The sequence below is a fragment of the Myxococcus qinghaiensis genome (assembly GCF_024198215.1).
Classification (GTDB): Bacteria; Myxococcota; Myxococcia; order Myxococcales; family Myxococcaceae; genus Myxococcus; species Myxococcus qinghaiensis.
Genome location: NZ_JAKCFA010000001.1, coordinates 460,325 through 483,745, shown reverse-complemented (window position 1 = coordinate 483,745; position 23,421 = coordinate 460,325). Strand labels below are relative to the sequence as shown.

Sequence of the window (23,421 nt, the reverse complement as noted above, 5' to 3'; positions counted from 1 at the left end):
CACCATCCTCATCCACGCCCAAACCATGATGACCACGGACCTCGCTGCTGTGCTTCGTGAGTTGCGCCGTAGAGATGCATGACGTGTGCCCACGGTGCGCAAATAATTTCCCTGCGTTCTTCCGCAGGGTTGGAGGGCAGCGGGGCAGGAAGGCTGGGGATGGAGTCCACGGACCCTGGCATTTTTGCCGCAGTCGCCTGGGGGGCCGTCGGTTAAGTTCAGCCGGGTGAGCCCCCCTTCGACGGCAGAAATCCGCACCTTCACCAGCGTGGCGGACGCGGAGAAACACCTGGAGCAGGTGGGATACCTGCCCTCCCCGGAGATCGCCACGGCGGCCTTCCTGGCGGACCGGATGGACAAGCCCATCCTCGTCGAAGGGCCCGCGGGTGTGGGCAAGACGGAGCTGGCGCGGGCCATGGCCACGGCGCTGGGCCGCGAGCTCATCCGCCTCCAGTGCTACGAGGGCCTGGACGAGGCCAAGGCCCTCTACGAGTGGGAGTACGCCAAGCAGCTGCTCTACACCCAGCTCCTCAAGGACAAGATTGGGGAGATGGTGCAGGGCACCTCCACGCTGGCGGAGGCGGCGGACCGGCTGGCCTCGAGCGACGCCGTCTTCTTCTCCGAGCGCTTCCTGCTGCCCCGCCCCATCCTCCGCGCCCAGCTCTCCGAGCGCCCCGCCCTGTTGCTGGTGGACGAAATCGACAAGGCGGACCCGGAGTTCGAGGCCTTCCTGCTGGAGGTCCTCTCCGACAACGCCGTCACCATCCCCGAGCTGGGCACCTTCCACGCGAAGCACATCCCCCGGGTGCTGCTGACGTCCAACAACGCACGCGAGCTGTCCGACGCGCTCAAGCGCCGCTGCCTGCACCTGCACATCGACTTCCCGGACCGGGAGCGGGAGCTGCGCATCGTCCGCTCGCGGCTGCCCCACGTGCCGCAGGTGCTGGCCGAGCAGGTGGTGGAAGCAGTCGCCGCCATCCGCGCGCTCGACTTGAAGAAGGCCCCCTCCATCAGCGAGACGCTGGACTGGGCGCAGAGCCTGGTGCTGCTCAACGCGGAGCAGCTCACCTCGGACGTCGTGGCCTCCACACTCAACCTCGTCCTCAAGTACGAGGGCGATATCGAGAAGGCCCGCGCCAACCTGCCGCAGATCGCCCAGGCGTGAGGTCCTCCATGACGTCCACTCCCGCGGTGGCGGCGGGAGGGTGTCCGACTGACGGTGTATGTTCGGGGCTCGCGCCCACCGAGGCCCTGGCCCGCCCGTGCTCCTGAAGGAACGCTTCCAGATCACCCGGCCGCTCGAGGAGCTGGAGCTGTCGCTCGTGCGCGCCTCCCTGGCGTCCCCCGGTCTGCTCGACGCGCGCGAGGAGGCCATCCTGCGCACCGCGCTGTCACTCGCGCGACTCTACAAAGTGCAGGACGGAGGACTCGACGTGGGCGTGGGCGCGCTGCTCACGCCGTTCCGCGAGGAGGTGGAGCGCCGCCTCACGCCCGTGCTGGGAGGGCCCCGGCCTCCGACGCGAGACAGGCTGGTGCCCCACGTGCGCGACTTGCGCGAGCACGCCGCGAAGGCGCGTGACGGCGTGGTGGCCAGGCTGCGCGGACGCGTGCCGCCGGAGGCGTTGGACCGCGAGCTGCGTCACAAGGAGCTGGTGATGGTGACGGGCGGAGGCGGCGGCACCGCCTTCGTGTACCTGGGGGTGATGAGCCTTCTGGCCGAGCACGGCCTGGAGCCGAAGCTGCTCGCGGGCGCGTCCATGGGCGCCATCCTCGCCATCATGCGCTCGCGCATGGCCCGCTTCGACCCCACGGAGATGATCAACATCGTCCGGGGGCTGTCCTTCCGGAAGCTCTTCCGCTTCATCTCCACGGAGAGCCGCTACGGCCTGCCCGCGGCGCTGCGCCTGTTCCTGCGCGCGGGCCTGGGCCGCTTCTTCGGCGCGGGCCCCGAGGGCAGCGGCATGCGGCTCAAGGACCTGCCGGTGCCTACCATCATCACCGTGGGTGGCATCCGCCGGGGCATGCTCCCCCGCCCGCTCGAGTATTACGAGCGCCTGCTGGGCACCAGTCCCCTGGGCCTGCTCAACCCCGCGGGCGTGGCGCGCAGAATCCAGGCCGCCATGGGCGCGATTGGAGAGCTGTTCACCCGCCCCGAAATCACCGTGCGCCTGCACCTGGGCGCCGACGACGCCACCGCCGAGTTCGACGCACTGGACGCCGCGGGCTTCTCCTCCGCCCTGCCCGGCGTCATCCACTACGACGTGCTGCGCGAGGACCCTCGCATGCACTCGCTCCTGGACGGGATGCTCGCCCACCACGGAATCGCCCGCCTCATCGACGGCGGACTCGTGGACAACCTGCCCGCGAAGGCCGCGTGGAAGGCCGTCGCTCGCGGACGCATCGGCACGCGCAACACGCTCATCCTCGCGCTGGACGGCTTCGCGCCCCGGCTCACCACGCCCTTCTGGCTTCCGCTCCAACGCCTGGCCGCCATGACGGTGGCCCCCAACCTGCCCTACGCGCATCACATCAAGCGCTTCTCGCGCACGCTGTCACCGCTGGATGTCGTGCCCTCCGTGGAGCTCGCCTCCAAGGCGCTGCACTTCGGTCGCAAGGCGCTCGCGGAGGACCTGCCATTCCTTCGACGCATGCTGGCCCCTCTGCCGCACGTGCTCTGATTTTCCCGCAGGTGGCTTTCACGCTTTGACCTCATAGGGTCCTGTGGCTAGAAGGGGCGGGCAGTCCCACTTCTTACAGGCCGAAGGAACCCCCGCATGAGCTCGACCTCGACCAGTGTTTTGCGTGCCGACCAGATATGGCTCGACGGCAAATTGGTGAAATGGGACGAGGGCCAGGTGCATGTGATGACGCACGCCCTCCACTACGGGCTGGGCGTCTTCGAGGGCATCCGCGCCTACAAGACGCATGATGGCCGGCTGGCGGTGTTCCGCCTGCGCGAGCACATCCGCCGGCTGCTCGACTCGGCGCACATCATCATGTTGAAGATGCCGTACTCCGAGGACGAGCTCGTCGAGGCGTGCCTGGACCTCCTGCGCAAGCAGAAGGCGCAGTTCGCCAACGGCGCGTACCTGCGGCCGGTGGCCTTCATGGGCGACGGCGCCATGGGCCTGGGCGCGGTGAACCCCACGCGCGTGGCCGTGACGGCGTGGGATTGGGGCGCGTACCTGGGCGACAAGGGCATCCGCGAGGGCATCCGCGCCAAGGTGAGCTCCTTCACGCGCATGCACGTCAACGTCAACATGGTGCGCGGGAAGATTTCCGGCCAGTACGTCAACTCCATCCTCGCCAAGCGCGAGGTGGTGCTGGCGGGCTACGACGAGGCCATCCTCCTGGACATCAGCGGCTTCGTGGCGGAGGCGTCCGGAGAGAACCTCTTCATGGTGAACAAGAAGGGCATCATCAAGACGCCGCCCCTCTCCTCGCCCATCCTCGACGGCATCACCCGCGACACCGTCCTGAAGATTCTGCGCGACAGCGGCCGCGCCGTGGAGGAGGTCACCTTCACCCGCGACGCGCTCTACATCTCCAACGAGATCTTCTTCACCGGCACCGCGGCGGAAATCACCCCCGTGCGCGAAGTGGACGACCGCGCCGTCGGCACCGGCAAGCCCGGCCCCATCGGCACCTTCGTGCAGGAGATGTACTTCCGCACCGTCCGGGGCCAGGAGCCGCGCTACGCCGAGTGGCTCACCTACGTCGACTGAAGTCCCCACGCGCCGAGTCATTGGCGCCCCCGGGGTGGGGAGCTCGCCTCCCTGCCCCCCAGGTCTCCCGGGAATGACCATCCCTTCTGCCCTCCCAGCACGGGTTTTGGGCTAGAAAGGGCCCCGATGGCTCCCGCCGGACACGCCTACGACGACAATCCGTTCAAGCTCGAGAACCCATCCATCCTCGACATCGCTCCCGCCGAGCCGAAGTCGGTGGAGGAGACGGGGCTCAAGATGGGACTGCTCGCGGACATCGCGCTGAAGTTCCTCTATTACACCGGCACCGGCACCGGCATGGTCATCGCGGATGAGATGCGCCTGCCGTGGTCCGGCGTCATCGAGCACGTGGTGGACTTCATCGCCACGGAGAAGCTGGTGGACCTGCGCGGCGGCAAGGGCTTCGGCCGCGCCTCCGTGGAGTTCATCCTCACGGAGAAGGGCCGCGAGTACGCGCGCGACGCGCTCACCCGCACCACGTACGTGGGCCCCGCCCCCGTGCCCATTGAACAGTACAACGCGCTCATCACCGCCCAGACGGAGGAGACGCCCGTCGTCAGCCAGGAGGAGCTGGTGATGGCGCTCAGCCACCTCACCGTCCCCGCGGAGCTGATGGACAAGCTGGGCCCCGCGGTGAACTCCGGGCGCTCGCTGTTCCTCTACGGCCCTCCCGGCAACGGCAAGACGAGCCTGGCGGAGGCCGTCTCACACATGTTCGGCGGCGAGGTCTACGTGCCGCACTGCCTGGAGATCGGCAATCAGATCATCCAGGTGCATGACCACCTCATCCACACCCCCGTCACGCTGGAGATGGGCGGAGATGCGTCCGGCCGCCGGCAGACCTTCGAGATGGACAACCGGTGGATGCTCTGCCGCCGCCCCGCCGTCGTCGTCGGCGGCGAGCTGACGCTGGAGACGCTGGACCTCATCTACTCGGAGAGCACCCGCTTCTACGAAGCCCCGTTCCAGGTGAAGGCCAACGGCGGCATGCTCCTCATCGACGACTTCGGCCGCCAGAAGGTCCACCCCACAGACCTTCTCAACCGGTGGATCGTTCCCCTGGAGAAGCGGGTGGACTTCCTCACCCTCCACACCGGGAAGAAGTTCGAAATCCCGTTTGATCAGCTTCTCGTCTTTTCCACGAATTTGGACCCCAAGGAGCTGGTGGACGAGGCGTTCCTGCGCCGCATCAAGTACAAAATCGAGGTGGGCAATCCCGACGAAGAGTCCTACCGGGAGATCTTCCGCCGGGTGTGCGAGGCGGCGGGCATCCCCTATGTGGACCAGGCCGTCACGTACCTTGTCGAGCACTACTACAAGCCCCGCACGATGCAGCTTCGTGCGTGCCATCCCCGCGATTTGGTGGGGCTCATCAAGGACGCGGCCCGGTACCGGCAGATACCGCCCGCCCTGTCCAAGGACCTGCTCGACCAGGCGTGCGAGGTCTTCCTCGTCAATCTCTAGTGGGATTTCGTTGTTACAACCGTGCGGAATTTCTAGAATCCGCATGCCGTTGTATCGCTCGGCCGCACGCTTCGGTCTTCGCTCGCGAAGATACGACGCAAGAAGGAGCCGCAGTCCGTGAAGGAACGCTACCAGGACATCGACGAGAAGAACGAGGCGCTGCGCGAGTACCTCGACATCTACAAGGACAAGCAGCCCGCGCGTGAGTTCCTCGAGCAGTTCGAGATGTCGTGGATCTACCACGACGCCGCGCTGGAAGGCGTGGTCTACACCCATCAGGAACTGAAGGCGGCGCTGTTCCCCGGACGTGCCAGCGCCGAGGCCTCCATGATTCCGGTGGTGCTTGAGATTCGCAATCACAAGGCGGTCTGCGACTTCATTCGCGAAGAAGCCGCGGGTGCGAAGAAGCAGGCGCAGATAACGCTCACCACCATCAAGCGGATGCACGACCTCTTCCTGGGGAACACCCCGGAGGCCCTGGCCGAGCGCGCGCGCATGGAGCGACGGGAGCGCACGGAGAAGGAGCTCGCCAAGGAGCGCGAGCGCTCGGGACTGCGCAAGGACATGCCGCTGCACCGCACGTACTTCCACGACATCCACCAGCCCGCCAAAATCCAACCGGCGCTGGAGAAGCTCGTGGACTACACGGCCAGCGCCGAGTTCCGCGAGTTCCATCCCATCAAGCAGGCCGCCACCGTGCAGCACAGCTTCCTGCAGATCTTCCCCTTCACCGAGCACAGCGGGAAGGTGGGGCGCATGTGCAGCAACCTCATCCTGCTGCGCAACGGCTACATGCCCGCCGTCATCCACTCCATCGACCGGCAGCGCTATTACGAGTGCTTCCGGGGCCCCGTGGCCCAGTTCCGCACGGTGCTGATGGATGCCATGGAGAACTCGCTCGACAACGGGGTGAAGTACTTCAGGGACCTCGGCCGCAAGTACAAGGCCATCAACAACTAGTTGGACCTCCTCGCGTCGCGAGCCAAGGGGGCAGGAAGGCATCCGGGCACACGGCCTTCCGCCCCTCCGTGAACGTTGGTGGCAGCGTTTGCACCATTGGTGTGCGGGTGACACCGCGCCCTCGATGTCGAGGAGACAACATCCGGCATCTCGAAACCCGAGGCCGGAGGAAGTAAAGAAGAGCCTCCATGCCCGTGACCCAGTCCTTCAACAGCCGCCGTGCCCAGGCAACCCTCGGGGGCGAGCTGACGGAGCCTCCGCCACCGCGCCTGGCCCTGCTGTCCGCCCGGGAGAAGCTGGACCGGCTGCTCCAGGTGGCCAAGGGGCACCGCAAGGCCCTCATCCTCACGCACGACAACCCGGACCCGGACTCGCTGGCCGCCGCGGTGGCGCTCGCCCACCTGCTGGAGCGCCGGGCGGACGTGGAGGCCCACGTGGGCTACGGGGGCATCATCGGCCGGGCGGAGAACATCGCCTTCGTAAAGGTGCTGCGGCTGCCGATCTCCCACGTGTCGCAGATCGACTTCGACGAGTACGACCTCTTCGGCCTGGTGGACACGCAGCCCAAGGTGGGCAACCACTCGCTACCCGCGCGGCTGGAGGCGCACCTCGTGGTGGACCACCATCCGCTGCGCGAGGAGAGCCTGGCGTCGCCCTTCGCGGACGTGGGCGGCGACTTCGGCGCGACGTCCACCATGCTGGTGGAGTACCTGCGCGCCGCGCGCGTGGAGCCCTCCGTCGAAGTGGCCACCGCGCTGTTCTACGGCATCAAGGCGGACACCCGCGACCTGGGCCGCGAGACGACGCAGACGGACATCGACAGCTACCTGTGGCTGTTCCCGCGCATGGACAAGTCGATGCTCGCGCAAATCGAGCACCCGGAGCTGCCGGCGCGCTACTTCCAGCTCTACCACACGGCCTTCGAGCGGGCGAAAGTCTACGGCACCGCCATCATCACGGACCTGGAGGAGGTCTACTCCCCGGACATGGTGGCGGAGGTCGCCGAGCGGCTGATGTTCCTGGAGGGCACGAAGTGGTCGCTGGCCTTCGGCACGTACCGCAACCAGCTCTACTTCAGCCTGCGCGTGAAGGACCGGCGGATGAACGCGGGCCGGCTCATCCGCGAAATCTTCGAGGACTACGGCGGCTCGTCCGGTGGCCACGGCAGCATGGCGGGCGCCAGGCTTCCGCTGTCGGGCAAGGCCGCGCAGCGCAAGGCGCTCAAGCGTGAGCTGGTGAGTCGCTTCCTGGAGGCGTTCGGCGTCTCGGACGAGCGGCCCGTGTCGCTGCTGTCCGCGCAGGACTCGTGATCTACTGGGACTACAACGCCGCCGCGCCAGTCCGGTCGGAAGTCGCGACCGAGCTGGCGCGCGCGCTCGTGCACGGTTGCCATGGCAATGCCTCCAGCGTGCACGCCGCCGGACGTGAGGCCCGCGGCCGGCTGGACGCGGCGCGCGCCCGGGTGGCGCGGGTGCTGGGCTGCGAGCCGAAGGAAGTGACTTTCACGGCGTCGGGCAGCGAGGCGGACGCGCTGGCCCTGGTGGGCGCGTGGCATGCGCGCCCCTCGCCGGAGCGACGGCGGCTCGTCATCTCCGCCATCGAGCACCCTGCCCTGCTGGGCGCGGCGGCGCAGCTGGAGCGCGAAGGCGCGCAGGTGGTGCGCGTGGCGCCCGGTGCCGAGGGCCTGGTGCGCGCGGAGGACGTGCTCGCGGCGCTGACGCCGGACACGGCGCTGTGCTCGCTGATGTGGGCCAACAACGAGACGGGCGTGGTGCAGCCCGTGGCGGAGGTCGCCCGGGCGTGCCGCAAGCAGGGCGTGCTCTTCCACACGGACGCGGTGCAGGCGGCGGGCAAGCTCCCGCTGTCGCTGCGCGAGGTGGACGCGGACCTGCTGTCGCTGTCGGCGCACAAGTTCGGCGGGCCCGCGGGCGTGGGCGTGCTGGTGGTGCGCAAGGGCGTGGACGTGCGGGCCCTCACGCCGGGGCACCAGGAGGGAGGCCGGCGTGGGGGAACGCAGAACATCCCCTGCGCGGAGGCCCTCGCGCTCGCGCTGGAGCTGGCGACGCGGGAGCAGCCCGTGCTGGAGACGCGGGTCGGCGCGCTGCGGGACGACTTCGAGCGCGCGGTGCGGGAGTCGGTGCCGGGCGTGACGGTGAACGGCGCGGGAGCGCCCCGCGTGCCCAACACCAGCAACCTGCGCTTCGACGGCGTGGAGGGCGAAGCGCTGCTCATCGCGTTGGACCTGGATGGCATCTGCGTGTCCATGGGCGCCGCTTGCGCGTCCGGAACGTTGACCCCCTCGCACGTGCTCCGGGCCATGGGCCTGTCCGCGGTCCAGGCGCGCGGCAGCCTCCGCTTCAGCCTGGGGCCCGACACCCGCGAGGACGACGTGCGCCGTGTCGTCGACTCACTCCGGCGACACATCCCCCAGATTCGCACCCTCGCGGGTTAGCACCCACGCGGGCCCGCACGCGCGCGTGTCGAAGGCCCGCACCACGAGCATCCGCCTCTGAATGCCCCCACCCGCCTGAGGTGCATGAGCCTTGATGAAGGGCCCTCGGGTGGAAACCATCCCCCCCCACTGCCGAGATACCCGGGGGGCTTCACATGAGTCAGGGTTCGAAGGAGTTGACGTTTCTGGGGAAACGGTTCGCGGGGCTGATGTACGGCCTCGTGCTGGCGTGTGGTCCCAGCGCGGGGGAGCTGAAGGACGAGGACGTGCGGCCCCCGGCCTCGCAGCAGACGCCGCTCAACGCGGAGGAGCGTTTCCGAAAGCGCTGCCCCTCCGTGGAGGATGCGCAGGGGCCCACGCTGTACGTCGCGAACACGGGGCCGCGCGATTCCGAGGCGGCGCCGGGCTCCTCGGACAACCCCTTCTCCACCATCATGGCGGCCGTGAAGGTGGCGCAGCCGGGCCAGGTCATCCTGGTCCGCGGAGGGACGTATCCGGAGCAGGTCGCCATCACTCCGCAGAAGGCGCAGCCGGGAAGGGGCTCGGCGCCCATCATCCTGCGTGGAGAGCAGTCCCGTCGCCCGCGCATCGTCCCCTCCACCACCGACGTGGGCAGCCTGCTGGTGGTGAGCCAGCCCTACTGGATAGTCCAGTCCATCGAGGTGGACGTGGAGGAGCGTCCCTCGTTCGCCGCGCTCTTCGAGGACAGCACCACCTGCTCGCAGCTGACCGACTCCAGGCTCCACGGCGGCAGGGCGGGCGGAGGCGTCGTCGTCAACGATGCGAACATGGTGCTCATCGACGGCAACGCGATTTTCGACTTCTCCAGGACGGGCCTCGACTCCCACGGCGTGGCGGTGAAGGGCGTCTCGCGCGAGGTCTACATCACGGAGAACAACATCCACGACGCCTCGGGTGACGCCGTGCAGTGTCAGCCCAGTCAGGGCAGGCCATCCACCGTCTTCATCGAGCGCAACCAGATGCACGACTGCGGTGAGAACGGCGTCGACGTGAAGGCCTGCGACGACATCGCCATCCACGAGAACGTCATCTTCCGCTTCCCCAACCTGGAACGCTATCCGTGGCAGCAGGCGACATCGGCCGCCGAGGCGGTGCTGGTCCACGAGGACGCGACGAACATCCAGATTGTCGGCAACCACATCTTCCTTGCGGGCCGAGGCATCTCCATTGGAGGGCTGTCGCCGGTGGACAACCCCGCCAATGTGCTGGTGCAGGGCAACCTCGTCACGGACATCTACAACTTCGCCAACCGGAGCAACGGCCAGGGCATCCGCATCGCGCGGGCAGAGGGAGCGCGCGTGCTCGGCAACCGCATCGAACGCACGGTGGACTCGGGCCTGCGGCTGGCCGCGGACGAGCCCCTCGTCGTCACGAACCTGACTGTCCTGGACAACACGCTGAAGGACATGCGCAGCTTCGTGAAGCTGGGCCGAGACACCGCCCGCCCCGGCCTGAAGCTGGACCGCAACCGCTACGAGGGCAGCAGCGGGAAGTTCAGCGCCTTCGGGCTGCTGTCCGAAGGCGACTTCATGGACTGGCACGACAGGCTCACGCCCTACGGCTTCGAGCGCAACTCCGTGCGAGTCATGCCGGGAGGCGAAGATCCGGAAGAGCCCCTACCAATGCTGGTCTGGGAGTGACTTCTCCCGGACCTCTTCGTCCGGTTGTCCGTACCCTGGCATTCCATCCTCGCGAGGCTCCTCCGGCTTGGGAGGAAGCCGCTGAGGCAGGTCCTCGCGCGTCTTGCGCTCGGGGGCGGACTCTTCGGGTGGGGGCTTCGGCGGCTGGGGCTGGGTGGCCATGACGATTCCTCGAGGGCGCGGACCTGCGCGCCCGACAGGAAATGTCGTCACCCTTCCAGCCCGAGGGGACTGGGGGCGCGACGAGCAGGCACGTGCCCGCCCGTCTACTCCGCGCGCGAGGTGCCGGTGGGCGCCACCGGAGGCGTGCTCGCGGGCGCGTCGTCACTGGCGCCGAACAGGCCTCGCACCACGGCGGCGATGGCCAGGGGCGTGCCCACGCGCTCGTCGTAGTGCGGAGCGAGCGCCTGGGCGAAGGACTCTGCGGAGGTGAAGCGGTCCTCGGGACGCTCCGAGAAGGCGCGCCGCACCACGTCCTCGAGCGCCTCCGGGACGTCCGGGCGCAGCTCGCGCAGCGGCCGGTAGCGCCGGGAACGGATGGCCTGGAACACCTCGTCGGGCGTGGCGCCGGTGAAGGGACGCTCCAGCGTCATCAGCTCGTAGAGCACCACCGTCGCCGCCCACAAGTCTGCCTCCGGGCTCACCTGGCCGAGCAGCGACTCCGGCGAGAGGTAGTAGGGCTTGCCCAGCACCTCGCCCTCCTGGAGCTTGCCGTCCACCAGCACGCGGGAGACGCCGAAGTCTCCCAGCTTTATCTCCCCCACGCGGGAGATGAAGAGGTTGGAGGGGGACACGTCACAGTGGACGATGCCCAGCGGCTCGCCCTGAGGCCCTGTGGCGGCGTGCGCGTACGCGAGCGCCTCCAGCAGCACCTTGCCCAGGTACACCGCGAAGTCCAACGGCAGCGGGATTCCCCGCACCTTGCAGCGGCGGAGAATCTGGCCAAGGTCCCGGCCATCCACCAGCTCCATGACGATGAAGTAGATGCCCTCCAGCTCGCCGGCATCCAGCACCGTCACGATGTTGGGGTGGTGGAGCTGCTTGGAGAGCTGCGCCTCGCGCGAGAACAGCGACACCGACTCCGGGTCCGCGGTCAGCGCCGGCAACAGCCGCTTGAGGGCGACAGTCCACCCCTCGCGAGGCCCGGACAACACCCGCGCCCGGTACACCTCCGCCATCCCGCCCTTGCCCAGCACGGAGAGAATCTCGTAGTGGCCGAAGACCCGCTGGGTCTTGGAGGGTGAGGGCGTCTGACTCACGGGCTCGTGCTTCCGGATCCCACCGGCGCGCGCTTGCGGCTCTTCACCTGCTCGATATCACTCCACAGCGCCTTCACCAGCGCGGCCTCCCAGCGCTTGGCCTCCTCGGGCTTCCAGCCCTGGTCCAGCGCCCTGCGCAACAGGGGCGCGACGCGGCCCTTCGCGCCCAGCATGTCGTACGCGTACGCCTGCCACGCATAGACATCCGGACGTCCAGCGGGCACCGATGAAATCCGGCTCAGCCACTCCAGCGCCTTGCTGGCGTTGTTCGTCCCCAGGCTGCAGGCGGCCATTCCCACCAGCGCATCCACGTTGCGCGCGTCTTCCTTGAGCGCGGCCTCGAAGCGCAGGCGCGCGGTCTCCCACTTGCTCAACGCGAGCCACTTGAGCCCCTCGCTCACATGGCCCGTCGTCACCACGGGGGGCGGGGCCTGGGCGGCCTTTGCCTCCGCGCCGCCCTTGGGTGCCGCGGCGGCCTCCGCTGCCGGCGAGGCGGCGGCATCCGGCTCGCCCTCCTCGGCCTCTGACGCGGACTCCTTCGGGACCTCGTCCTCCCGCTCCTCGGGCGTGCCTCCCTGGCCCCGCAGGAGCACCTGCGAGTCCTTCAAGCCGGGCGAGTGACACCCGTTCGGGAGCCGGAAGCGTCCGGTGAGCACCGAAGTCTGGGGGTTGTAGACGGCCAGGACCGGAAAGCTCCGGGCGCCCACGCACTCAGGCACGCCGGACAGGCACACCTGCATCGTCGCGACGAGGACGTTGCCCTGGAACTCACCGGAGAGGACCTCGGTGCCTGGAGGGAACTTGCAGCCACCTCCAGAGCCGGCGGACGTGCCGACCAGGCGCTCGCCCTCCATGTGCAGGTCCACCTGCCCGTAGGTATCCCCCACGTAGGGGCCTGAGAGCTTCGGTCCCGCCCAGGCGAGGCCGGAGGTGACGGAAAGAGCCGTCACGAGTGCCTTGTTTAGAAGCGAGGGCGGCATGTGCGGGGTGTGGGGGGCTCCCATCATAGGGGGCCGGTGCTTGCCTTGTAAACGCGCGAGGACGCCTTGACCGCGCCGCTTCCCATCCTTATCATTTCAGAAGGTGGTCGCGAGATTTCTCAGTTATTTCGGGGCCTTGGTGGCACTGTAGCTTTGTTTCAAGGGCTGTCCCCTGCGGGGCGCGTGATGCCCAGCAGAAATTCGAACCGATACGTCCGTTCCGGGGTCCGTTTCGGCTTCCATGTGCAAGCCCTCCCCTCTCACGAGGGATGAGGGAAGCCTGCGGAGGCATGATTTCGGTCCCCACCTGGCTTTTAGGGTTCAATGGACGCTGGGCACACGGCCATGCGGCGGGGGACTTTTTCTGTGGAGCGGCGGCGGTGAGCGAGACGGTGGTGGAAGAGGCGGCGGCGGCGAGGAAGCAGACGCTGCGAGACGAGTTGACGGCGCGCCGTAAGGCGATGACGCCCGATATCGTCGACTCGCGGGGTCTCAAGGTGCAGTCTCGGTTCCTGGCGACGGAGTACTATCAGAGAGCGAGGATGGTAGCGCTGTACGCGCCCATCAAGGGCGAGGTCCCCACGCGGGACATTCTCATCGCGGCGTTGCAGGACGAGAAGATCGTCTGCTACCCGTTGTCCCACGTACACGGACGGATTCTGTCCTTCCGGGCCATCAAGTCGGAGGCGGAGCTGGAACCGGGCCGGTTGGGTGTCCGGGAGCCGACGAACTCCTCGGACCTCATCTCGGTGGAGCAGATCGACCTGTTCGTGGTCCCAGGGCTGGGCTTCACGCGGGACGGCAAGCGACTGGGACGTGGAGGTGGCTACTACGACGCCACCTTGCGCGCGGCCAGTGCTCGCAGTCGCCGGGTGGGACTGGCCTTCAGTGAGCAGCTCGTCGAAATCCTGCCGACGACAGGAGACGACGTGGACATGGATCTGGTCGTGACGGAGTCCGAGTCCTGCCGCGGCCTGTTCCGCGCTCCGGACTTCCTGGATACGTGAAGGTCCTGTTCATGGGAGACGTGGTGGGTCGTCCGGGGCTTCAGGCCGTCCGAGCGCTCCTGCCACGTCTGAAGGCCACCCATGGCGTGGACATCACCATCGCCAACGCGGAGAACAGCGACCAGGGTGCCGGCATCTCTCCGGAGACGGCCGACACCCTGCTCGCCGCTGGCGTGAATCTGATGACCAGCGGCAACCACTTCTGGTCCAAGAAGGCCATCGTCCCCTGGGTGACGGCCCATCCGGACAAGCTGCTGCGGCCGGCCAACTATCCCAAGGACACTCCAGGACGGGGCCATGGCGTGGTGACGCTGCCGGACGGGCGCGCGCTGGGCGTCATCAACCTGGAGGGCCGCGTCTTCATGCGCGCGCACGACAACCCCTTCGAGGTGGTGCAGGGGTTGGTGGAGGAGCTGCGCGCGCGCACGCCGTGCATCCTGGTGGACATGCACTGCGAGGCCTCCAGCGAGAAGAACGCCATGGGGGCGCACCTGGACGGGCGGGTGTCCGTCGTGGTGGGCACCCATACCCACGTGCAGACGGCGGATGAGCGCATCCTCCCCGGCGGCACGGCCTTCATCACCGACGTGGGCATGTGCGGGCCGCTCGACTCGGTCATCGGGATGAAGAAGGAGCAGTCGCTGGCGCGGTTCCTGGGGCAGAAGCACGCGCCCTATGAAGTCGCCGAGCGGCTCGTCTATTTGCAGGGTGTGGTGGTGGACATCGACGATGCCTCCGGACGCGGCAAGAGCATCGAGCGTGTCCGAGTCCACCTTCCGGGTACCTGAAAGTCGGACGAGGAAGGGCCGCTCGCGCGGCGCCACTTTCGGCTAAGGTCCGCCGCCCATGAATCCGGACGCGCTGCGCAAGGCGACCCCCGAGGAGCAGTTCGAAGAAGTCACCCGAGGCACGGTGGATCTCCACTCGCCCGAGGACCTGAAGAAGAAGCTCAAGTACTCGTATGACTCGGGCAAGCCCCTGGTCATCAAGGCGGGGTTCGACCCGAGCCGGCCGGACCTGCACCTGGGGCACTCGCTGCTGCTCACGCGGATGCGCCGCTTCCAGGACTTCGGACACACGGTGGTGTTCCTCATCGGCGACTTCACCGCGCTGATTGGAGACCCCACGGGCCGCAACGCCACGCGCCCCGCCCTCACCCGCGACGAGGTGAAGGCCAACGCGGAGACATACAAGCAGCAGGTCTTCAAGGTGCTCGACGAGGCGAAGACGACGGTGCGCTTCAACTCCGAGTGGTTGGACAAGCTCGGCACCGAGGGGATGATTCGCCTGGCGTCGCGCTACTCGCTGCAGCGGATGCTGGAGCGGGACGACTTCAAGAAGCGCTTCCGGGAGCAGGTCTCCATCGCCATCCACGAGATGCTCTACCCGCTCCTGCAGGGCTACGACTCCGTGGCGCTGAAGTCGGACGTGGAGCTGGGCGCGACGGACCAGCTCTTCAACCTGCTGGTGGGCCGGCAGCTCATGCGCGAGGAGAACCTGGCGCCGCAGGTCATCATGACGGGCCCCATCCTGGAGGGCCTCAAGGCGACGCTCGTCGAGGGCAAGATTGTCGGCGACAAGATGTCCAAGAGCCTGGACAACTACGTGGGCGTCAGCGAGGCGCCGGACATGATGTTCGGCAAGCTGATGAGCATCACCGACGACCTGATGTGGCGCTACTACCAGCTCCTGTCGTCGCTGACGCTCAAGGAGCTGGGGGAGCTGCAGGCCAAGGTCGCCAGCGGCGAGGTGCACCCCAAGGCCGCCAAGGTGGCCTTCGCGCGGGAGATGACGGCGCGCTTCCACGGCGCCGAGGCGGGCCGCAAGGCGGAGGAGGACTTCGAGAAGCGCTTCGCCAAGAAGGAGCAGCTGTCGGCGGAGGAGCTGCCGCAGGTGGAGCTCTCCTTGGCCGGCGCGGCGACGCTGCCGGTGACGAAGGTGCTGGCCGAGGCGAAGCTGGTGGCCTCGTCGACCGAGGGGCGGAAGATGATCACCCAGGGCGGCGTCAAGGTGAACGGCGAGAAGGTGCAGGACGTCAAGGCGGACCTGGGCCCCGGCGAGTACACCGTGCAGGTGGGCAAGTTGAAGGCGGCCCGCGTCAAGCTGGCGTGAATTCCCGGGGGCGGCCCTCCGTCCCTGGTGCCCGAGGAGCCCCCCACCCGCCCCTGTTTCGAGGGGCGGGGTGGGATTGGGATAGAGTCACGCGCCATGCGTTTTCCCGCCCTGAGCCTCGGCCTGCTGCTGACCGCCCTTCCCGCGCTGGCGGGCCCTGGCGCGTTCGTGTCGGACGTCTCCGTGGACGCGGTGGAGCAGCCGGAGTCGTCCAAGGTCGTCTTCACGGTGGAGGCCGGGACGACGTACCCGCTGCTCAAGAAGGGCGGCCCCGGCAGGGCCTGGTGCAAGCTGCGCGGCGTCTCCACCGAGGGCTGGGTGTTGTGCGAAGGCGCCCAGGAGACCCAGGTGCAGGCGGCGCCGAGCGCGACCCTCCTTGCGGCGGCGGACCGGGCGGACTCGGCGCAGCGCGCCCAGGCACGCGAGCAGATGTTCGCGGCGCGCTCGGATGAGTCGGACGAGGAGCTCGCGGAGCCCGTTGTCGTCTCGGCACCCAGTGGCGCTGCCCCGCGCTATGAGGGAGCCGCCCCGGCCGCGAGCGCGTCTCCTTCGACGGTGGCGGTGACGTGGAAGGCCGCCACGGGCTGCGCGACGACGTGCTCCCGCAAGCCGCTCTTCGACAAGCGTCCCACGCTGTCCGCGATGGACAAGGAAGTGCTGGCGCTGTGCCCCGCGCGCCCGGACGTGAGCGTGAGCGCGAACGACGTGCGGCGCTTCGTCACCCGTTACTACGATGACCCGCGCATCCAACTGGCCCTGTCCGCGGCGGGACGTCCCGGCAAGAAGCAGGCGAACATCGACTGGCTGACCAGCCTGTGGGTGAGCACGGGTCCGCGCAACGCCTTCACGCACGTGTTCTGCGGAGATGACTGGGACCGGGGCCCCATCGGCGGACTGCACTTCCTGCCGCGCTATGCGCAGCTCGAGGCCGAGGGAAAGCTCTGCTACAGCGGCCCGGCGCGTGGCGGCTCGGCCAAGACGCAGGACCAGTACCTCATCCGGTTCCAAGGCGTGGCGCCCTGGTCCTGTGGCGAGAAGCGGATTGGCGGCTTCTCCGAGTCACCGGATGCGGTGGGCCTGATGGCGATTGGCACGAGGGCCTTCGCGCGGTGCTGTGCCCGCGACGGCGCGAAGAAGGAAGGCGGCGTCTACAGCGCGAAGGACTTGGGCGGCACGCGCTGGCAGGTCTGGTGCGGCACGCGCAATGGCACCTACGGCATCGCCACGCTCCACCCCACCGACGACGCCGCCACCTGCGGCGAGTGAGCACGGGCTCTTCTCCTCGCGGCGCTGCTCGACACCGACGACGACGCCTCCTGGGGCGAGTGAGCACAGGCCCTCCTTCTCGCGGCGGAGGCTCGACTCCGACGACGCTTCCTCCTGCGGCGAGTGAGGACAGGCCCTCCTCTGTGCAGCGAGGGCTCGACGTGACTCCGCAGGCAGGAAGCACCGACTCGACGTACTCGCGAGGCGTGTAGCGCAAGCCGGCACGCGTCCTGCCGGCCGTGCTTCAGCGCGTCCCGCACACTCAGACCGGGCTTGCCCTCCCCTCCTCCACACCCCACGCCGAGGCAGACGAAGCGCGCGCCACCGCACCGAAGCCAGGGCGTGCCGAGTCCCATGAAAACAACCAGGGCCCGCTCGTGCATCCGAGTCGGGCCCTGAATCGAACCTCAGTCTTCCGCCGTGAAGCCCGCGCTACTTCGCCGGCCCCACGGTGAGCACCGCGCCCGCCGAGTACGCGGTGAACTCCGGCGCGTACATGGACTGCACGGTGGCGGGCCCCACGCGGAAGGTGCCCGCCATGTTCGCGCGCACCCGGTACTTGAAGGTGTACTCACCCGCGGGCAGCCACTCGAAGAAGAAGTTGGTGCCCGAGTCGCGCGTCTCCTCGTACCAGACGATGCCCAAATCATACTTGTGGCGGGACTGCGCGTTCTCCGGCTCCAGGCCCGCCGCGCGCGGGTCCCTCAAGTGGACGTACTCCGCCGCGTGCTTCGTGCGCAGCGAAATCTGCACCTCCACTTCGTCACCGGGGTTGAGCACCGCCCCTTCCGCGAGCGGCTGGAGCACGGCCTCGCGGCCCTCGCGCTCGCGGCGGAAGTAGCGACGCGACACCTGGAAGAAATCTCCCCGGTCCTCGTCCGGCAGCATCTCCGTGGAGAAGTGCCACGTGGCCGAGGCGAAGGCGAAGCCCTTCGTCGTCTTCTCCACCACCACGGTGCTCATCGTCTCCGGCCGAAGCTCCGGCCCCGGCACCACCACCTGGTTCTTCTTCCCCGTGTACACGTCCGGAGCGAACTCCATCTGCACCACGCGCGGGCCCACCGTCACCTTCGCGTCCTCGCGGATGCCCAGCGCGCCTTCCGCCTCCAGGTACTTCACCAGCGCGTAGAGCGCCTCGGCCGTGGCGCGCGTGGACTTCCAGTGGTTGAGCTTCTTGTCGAGCAACAGCCACTGCACCAGCCCCTCGCGCCGCTCGTCCTTCGGCTTCAGCTCCGTCAGCACGCGCAGGGCGAAGGCCTGCGTCTCCGTGGTGTCGTTGTACCAGAGCCAGCTGCGGTCCTCGGGGGCCCAGTACGTGCCCAGCTCCTCCGTCGTCTTCGCCGAGTCCATCACGCTGTCCCAGACCTTCAGCGCGTCCGTCGGGCGCCCCGAGCGCTTCAACGTCAGCGCCAGGTAGCCCTTGAGATAGGGCGAGTGCTTCTTCCAGTGCGTGAAGCTGAACGCGAGCATCGCCTTGCGCTCGTCCGCGGTCAGCGCGTCGCCCGTGTAGCTGGCATCCGGATACGCGGAGGCCACGTAGTTGAGGAAGGTGATGAACTCCCAGCTCTGGCCCTTCTTCGACAGCTTCTCCGCGTACTCCTCACGGAAGTGCCGGGCCAGATAGCCCCACGCGTTGCGCGTCATGTCCTGCGGCACCTCCACGCCGTACTCCATGGCGCGCGACAGGCCGTGGACGATGTAGAGCGTCATGTACGGCGACGGCGGGCCACCCGGCCACCAGGGGAACCCACCGCTGGACGTCTGCGCCTTGCGCAGCTTCCCCATGGCCGAGTCGCGCTCGGCGCGGGCCACCTTCGGGTCCAACACCTTCACCAGGTCCTGGTCCGAATCCGCGCCGCCCTTCGCCATCTCCAACCAGGGCGTCTCCTCCAGCGTCATCTTCCGGTTGGGGTCCACCGAGTCCCACGTCTCGAAGCGCGTGGGACGCTGGCTCATCTCCTTCGCCATCTTCGCCACGGCCGGATACTTCCCGTAGAGGCTGGCCAGGATGCCGGAGGACACGAAGCGGTTGAGCGTCTGCTCCGAGCACTCATAGGGGTAGTTCACCAGGTACGGCAGCGACTGGAGCGCCGCGTAGAACAGCTGCGTGTCCACGGTGACGACGAGCTGCTCGTTGACCCGCGTCGCGTCGCCTCCCTTCTTCAAGTCGTCGAAGCGCATCGTCTTGGAGCCAGGCCCCTTCAACGTGACGAAGCGCGACTGCGCCAGGTGGACCCGGCCGGGCAACACGGGCAGCGGCCGCAGCTCGCCATCGCTCAGGTTGCCCGCGCGGGCCTCCACGCGGAAGGCCACGGTGCCCACGCGCGCGGGCGTGGTGAGCGGGAAGCGCAGGTTCGTCCCCTTCCCCGGCGCCACCGTGAAGTTCTGCGACGCGCCCTTCACGCCGAACTCCGACAGCAGGCTCTTCTTCGTCTCCGGGTCGATGATGTCCAGCGTGAGCGTGCCCTGGCGCGCCTGCTCCGACGCGTTGTTCACCACCACCTCCAGCACCGCGCGGTCTCCCTCGCGCAGGAAGCGCGGCACATAGGGCCGCACCATCAGCTCCTTCACGCTGCGGGTGGTGCGCTGCACCGCGCCGCCCTCCAAATCCCGCGTCAGGCCGTGGACCCACACGCTCCACGCCGTCACCGAGTCCGGCACCGTGAACTCCAGCGTCGCGGCCCCGTCAGCGCCCGTGAGGAGCTGCGGCACCCAGAACGCGGTCTCCGCGAAGTTGGAGCGCAGCGCGGCGGGGGCCGCCTCGGCCTGGGCGAGACCGCCGGCCTGCTGCTTGTCCGCGGCGCTGGCCATCTCCTCCATCGGCGGCGCGCCAGGAGGCGGCGGCGGAGCCTCGGACTCCTCCCGCCTCGACTCCATCTTCGCCTCGGAGCGAGCCACCGGCGCGGGGCGCGCCGCGCTGACAGCGCCAAAGGACTCCATGGAGCGCGAGTGTCCTCCCCGGTAGCGCCTGTACCCCGGCCCGCCCAGGCCGTAGTTGTCCTCGAACTTCAGCCGGTCCGAGGACGGCGGCACCCACTGGTAGGCCTCGCCATAGCCATTCGAGACGAGCCACTGCGACGCTCCCTGCGACAGCGACGACAGCAGGGACACCGACGACATTCGCGGCGGATAGAGCGAGGAGACGCTCGGCGGCGAGTGCGGCGCGAACAGGTCCAACGACTGGTCGTACATATACGCGAGCAGCTCCGCCGCGCCCGCCTCCACCTTCGCGCCCTTGGGCCCCTTCACCGTCACGCGGAAGGTCTCCTTCGCGCCCGGGCGAATCTTGTCGCGGAAGGTGGCGAACTCCAGGCTCAGCTCCTTGTTGTCCCACGGGACGAACACGTGCTCGGAGAACTGGACCAACTGCCAGTCGCGCACGAGCGTCAGCACGGCGGTGAAGCCTCCGCGCAGCGCCTCCGTCACCGGTACCTCCACCACCGCCGGCGACTGGCCGCCCACCAGCGCCTTGCGCAAGACGCGCTTGTCGCCCTGGTACAGGTCCAGCATCAGCGGCTGGCCCTCGAAGCCGGAGGTGGCCAGCAACCGCGCCACCTCTCCGACGCGCATGCCCGACTTCTCCACCATCAGCGCCGCGGCCAATGCAACGGGCGCACGCTCACCCGCGACCACCAGCTCGCGCGCCACGGTGAACTTCTGCCCGAAGGCGTCCGTCGTCTCGTAGTGCAGCCGGTAGGCCCCCGCCTTCAGCGAGGGCAGCTTCACGAGGGCGATGCCATCCGCGCCATGCTGCACGGTGCCCTTCGTCTGCTCCGCGCCATCCTCCCAGCGGGCCAGCACGGACTGCGGCTTGTAGCTCTGCATCCACCGCGGCTGGAGCGCGTCTCCAGGCGTGGGCGTCTTCACCGCGTCCGGGTCCACCTCCATGAACGGGAGCTTGGGCTCCGGCTCGTCCGCGGGCATCAGCGGCTGCGAGGGCTGCTTCAACGCGACCAGGCGCCAGCGTCCCGCGCCCGGCTGCGGCACGCCGTCCAGCGTGGCGCGTATCAGGCGAACCTCGGCCTGCGAACCCTCGCGAAGGAAGCCCGTGTCCGAGTCCACGCGCCCCTCCACCGCGACGAAGCCCAGGCGGAAGGACCGACTGGCCGAGCGCGTCTCACCGCCCTCGTCCGTGGCATCCGCCTCCACGCGATAGCGCCACGTGAGGCCCGGCGTGCGAGCGGAGCGCTCATCCGCTTCCGGAGTGAAGGTCACCTTGAAGCCGCCGTCCTCCTCCACCGACGACGAGCCCGCGGCCACCAGCTGCCGCTGCTGTGAGATGAAGCTGGAGTCGTACCACCACCACCAGGGCAGCACCGGCTCCCGGTACGCACGCCAGCGCACCGTGCCCGACGCCACGGGCAGGCCGAAGTAGTAACGCGCCTCGCCCTTGAAGGTGGCCGGACGGTTCATCCGCAGCGGCGCGTCCGCGTCCTTCAGCGTCACCTCGAAGGTGGGACGCTTGTACTCCTCCACGCGAATCGAGGACGAGCCCCCCGACTCCACCTGCACCGTCCACACGCCCAGCAGTCGGCCCGTGGGGACGGTGAACTCGCCCGCCACCGAACCGAAGTCGTTGGTGCGCACGGTGCGCCGCTCCACCTCCTGGTGGTTCGGGTCCATCAACCTCACCACCAGGCTCTGCTGCGGCAGCGTCTGGTAGCGCGCCTGGTCTCCCCGCCCCGAGTAGGCCACCACCTTCCACTGCACCTTCTGCAAGGGCCGGTAGACGCTCCGGTCCGTGAAGACCAGGGACGACGTCGACTCGCTCGGCGGCGAGCGGTTGTAGAAGGCCAGGCCATTGGGCAGCAGCAAGGCCCCGCGTCCCTCGCCCACCACCAGCAAGAACGAGCGGTAGCCCTGTCCCGGCGGCGCGGGGAAGGACACGTCGCCCTGGGGGTTCGTGCGGGCGCGGGCCGCCTCGCGGAAGCCGTTGCGGTAGTCCATCTGGATGAGCCGCACCAGCACCTCCGAGGCGGCCTTGCCCGAGTCGCCCTTCAGGACGCGCGCCTCCAGCGACGTGCCCTCCACGTTCCGGGTGAGCGCGACCCACGGCGTCACGGCCAGGAAGATGGACTGGACGCGGTTGCCCTTCTCCCGGAAGTCCTCGTGCGCGGAGGAGAGGATGACGTACGTGCCCGTCTCCTTCAGCGGAGGCGTGACGAAGGTGCGGTGCAGTTGGAAGTCGGGCGTCGCGGGAAGCTGCGTGGACCACGTCACCGTGGGCTTGCGTCCCCGGAGGTAGCGCATCAGCTCGTCGCCGTAAGGCAGGACGTTGTAGTCATCCACCTTCTTCAGCCGCGCCTCGACGTCGAGCAGGAACGCGCGGAAGTGGACCACCGGCACGTTGCGGTGGGTCACCTCGATGGAGCGGCGGTCCGCGCCGTCCGACTGCATGGAGGTGACGCGGAAGTCCGGCGCCTCCAGCGTCTCCACCAGCGTGCGGCAGCGCGTGGCTCCCAGCGACTTCGGGTGCGCCTGCATGCCGGCCTTCGCCAGACCATGCGCGCGCACCGCGTGGCCCGCGGCGTTCTCCTGCTCCGCGAGCAGGCCCTGTCCCATGGACCACCAGGGCACATCCCGGAACGCGTTCAGGTGCGCGGCCAGGTGCTGACGGATGCGCGTGTGGTCCTCCACCTCGGAGAAGTGCTGGTGCAACACCTCGTAGCGCCGCAGCCGCGCCTCCAGCGCCGCCTCACGCCGCCCGCCCGTCCGGTGCCACGTCTCCAAGTCACCCAGCACCGCGGCCACCTTCACCAGCGGGTGGATGTTGGCGTCCGTCAGATCCACCGTCGGCGAGCCCTCCAGCAGCGAGCCCAGGTCCAACCGGAACACCTCGTTGGCCTGCTCCGGCCGCCAGTGCGAACTGTCCGCCAGCAGCCCCACGCGCAGGTACGAGACGGCGTCACGCAGCGTCGAGCGGACGCCCTCGGGATAGGTGTTGGGCTGGATGTACTCGGACAGCACCTTCACCGGCTCGGTGCCCAGGGACTGCCGCTGCTTCCAGACCTCCTCGTAGGCGCGCTGCGCCTCGGTGATGATCTGCTCGTACGTCCACGCCTTCAGGTCCACCGGCCCCGAGGACGCCACCAGCTCGCGCTTGCGCACCTCCCAGCTGTACACCTGCGCATAGGTGACGAGCGCGTTGGCGTAGTAGAGGTTCAGCGTCGCGCGGGACAGCGCCCCCTTCGGCCAGGGCTGCTCGCGCAGGAAGCGCACCGACGTCTCATAGCCATGCAACGCCGAGCGCAGCTGCACGGTGCGAATCAGCGCGCGCGTCCACTCGGACTCGTCCGCGCCGTTGCGCGCCTGATTGAGGCGGGCCTCCGCGGCCTGCGCGGCGACCTCCACCTTCTGGTTCGACACCAGCGCGTCGATGTCCTTCCACGTAGAGAGCGCCTTGGCCTGCGCTGCTCGGGCCACGGGCGTGGCGAGCAGCAGCAGGGACAACAGCGACAGCGCGACAGCGGATGTCCAGGTCCGGAGGGTGTGGTGCATGGTCGGCACTCTAGACACAGGAGGCCGACCGGGCGTT

General features: G+C 68.6%; 16 protein-coding genes and 1 other RNA gene. 13 read left to right on the top strand and 4 right to left on the bottom strand.

The window, feature by feature from the left end; all coding sequences use genetic code 11:
- The first annotated feature begins 226 nt into the window (after positions 1-226).
- The 8 genes from LZ199_RS01980 to LZ199_RS01945 all read left to right on the top strand — a co-directional run bounded on the left by LZ199_RS01980 (position 227) and on the right by LZ199_RS01945 (position 10,262).
- The gene (locus LZ199_RS01980) at positions 227-1,165 is read left to right on the top strand and encodes an AAA family ATPase (RefSeq protein WP_253991919.1); all 939 of its coding nucleotides are present in this window, start codon (positions 227-229) and stop codon (positions 1,163-1,165) included.
- A 58-nt stretch (positions 1,166-1,223) separates the two neighbouring features.
- Positions 1,224-2,678: a patatin-like phospholipase family protein gene (locus tag LZ199_RS01975; protein WP_256568695.1), complete on the top strand. Its 1,455-nt coding sequence runs from the start codon at positions 1,224-1,226 to the stop codon at positions 2,676-2,678.
- Positions 2,679-2,774: 96 nt separating this feature from the next.
- Entirely contained in the window at positions 2,775-3,725 is a 951-nt protein-coding gene (locus LZ199_RS01970; RefSeq protein WP_253991917.1) for a branched-chain amino acid transaminase, read from the top strand.
- A gap of 126 nt (positions 3,726-3,851) precedes the next feature.
- Positions 3,852-5,189 (top strand): AAA family ATPase, encoded by a 1,338-nt coding sequence (locus LZ199_RS01965; RefSeq protein ID WP_253991916.1) that lies wholly within the window; start codon positions 3,852-3,854, stop codon positions 5,187-5,189.
- A 117-nt stretch (positions 5,190-5,306) separates the two neighbouring features.
- Entirely contained in the window at positions 5,307-6,149 is an 843-nt protein-coding gene (locus LZ199_RS01960) for a Fic family protein (protein ID WP_253991915.1), read from the top strand.
- Between the two features lie 188 nt (positions 6,150-6,337).
- Positions 6,338-7,459 (top strand): DHH family phosphoesterase, encoded by a 1,122-nt coding sequence (locus tag LZ199_RS01955; RefSeq protein ID WP_253991914.1) that lies wholly within the window; start codon positions 6,338-6,340, stop codon positions 7,457-7,459.
- On the top strand, positions 7,456-8,601 hold the full coding sequence (locus tag LZ199_RS01950) for a cysteine desulfurase family protein (protein WP_253991913.1): 1,146 nt from the start codon (positions 7,456-7,458) through the stop codon (positions 8,599-8,601). The genes LZ199_RS01955 and LZ199_RS01950 overlap by 4 nt, the downstream gene beginning before the upstream one ends.
- A 155-nt stretch (positions 8,602-8,756) precedes the next feature.
- Positions 8,757-10,262 (top strand): right-handed parallel beta-helix repeat-containing protein, encoded by a 1,506-nt coding sequence (locus LZ199_RS01945; protein WP_253991912.1) that lies wholly within the window; start codon positions 8,757-8,759, stop codon positions 10,260-10,262.
- Here LZ199_RS01945 and LZ199_RS01940 read toward each other — a convergent pair.
- The 3 genes from LZ199_RS01940 to LZ199_RS01930 form a co-directional block, all read right to left on the bottom strand.
- Complete coding sequence (locus tag LZ199_RS01940) at positions 10,239-10,424, bottom strand: hypothetical protein (protein WP_253991911.1); 186 nt, start codon at positions 10,422-10,424, stop codon at positions 10,239-10,241. The genes LZ199_RS01945 and LZ199_RS01940 overlap by 24 nt on opposite strands.
- Positions 10,425-10,528: 104 nt before the next feature.
- The gene (locus tag LZ199_RS01935; protein WP_253991910.1) at positions 10,529-11,521 is read right to left on the bottom strand and encodes a serine/threonine-protein kinase; all 993 of its coding nucleotides are present in this window, start codon (positions 11,519-11,521) and stop codon (positions 10,529-10,531) included.
- The gene (locus LZ199_RS01930) at positions 11,518-12,471 is read right to left on the bottom strand and encodes a tetratricopeptide repeat protein (protein ID WP_253991909.1); all 954 of its coding nucleotides are present in this window, start codon (positions 12,469-12,471) and stop codon (positions 11,518-11,520) included. Before LZ199_RS01930 ends, LZ199_RS01935 begins: the two co-directional genes overlap by 4 nt.
- A gap of 196 nt (positions 12,472-12,667) precedes the next feature.
- On the opposite strand from LZ199_RS01930, the gene ssrS reads away from it, so the two are divergent.
- The 5 genes from ssrS (at position 12,668) to LZ199_RS01905 (ending at position 16,886) form a co-directional block, all read left to right on the top strand.
- Positions 12,668-12,862, top strand: a non-coding RNA gene (gene ssrS, locus LZ199_RS01925) — 6S RNA.
- Between the two features lie 19 nt (positions 12,863-12,881).
- On the top strand, positions 12,882-13,508 hold the full coding sequence (locus LZ199_RS01920) for a 5-formyltetrahydrofolate cyclo-ligase (RefSeq protein WP_253991908.1): 627 nt from the start codon (positions 12,882-12,884) through the stop codon (positions 13,506-13,508).
- Positions 13,505-14,296 carry a TIGR00282 family metallophosphoesterase gene (locus LZ199_RS01915; RefSeq protein WP_253991907.1) on the top strand — a complete coding sequence of 264 codons (792 nt, stop codon included), beginning with the start codon at positions 13,505-13,507 and terminating at the stop codon, positions 14,294-14,296. The genes LZ199_RS01920 and LZ199_RS01915 overlap by 4 nt, the downstream gene beginning before the upstream one ends.
- A gap of 58 nt (positions 14,297-14,354) precedes the next feature.
- Positions 14,355-15,620 carry a tyrosine--tRNA ligase gene (tyrS, locus tag LZ199_RS01910; RefSeq protein ID WP_253991906.1) on the top strand — a complete coding sequence of 422 codons (1,266 nt, stop codon included), beginning with the start codon at positions 14,355-14,357 and terminating at the stop codon, positions 15,618-15,620.
- A 96-nt stretch (positions 15,621-15,716) separates the two neighbouring features.
- Complete coding sequence (locus LZ199_RS01905; protein WP_253991905.1) at positions 15,717-16,886, top strand: EndoU domain-containing protein; 1,170 nt, start codon at positions 15,717-15,719, stop codon at positions 16,884-16,886.
- Between the two features lie 432 nt (positions 16,887-17,318).
- Here the strand turns inward: LZ199_RS01905 and LZ199_RS01900 are convergent, their stop codons facing one another.
- Complete coding sequence (locus tag LZ199_RS01900; protein ID WP_253991904.1) at positions 17,319-23,384, bottom strand: alpha-2-macroglobulin family protein; 6,066 nt, start codon at positions 23,382-23,384, stop codon at positions 17,319-17,321.
- Positions 23,385-23,421: the final 37 nt, after the last annotated feature.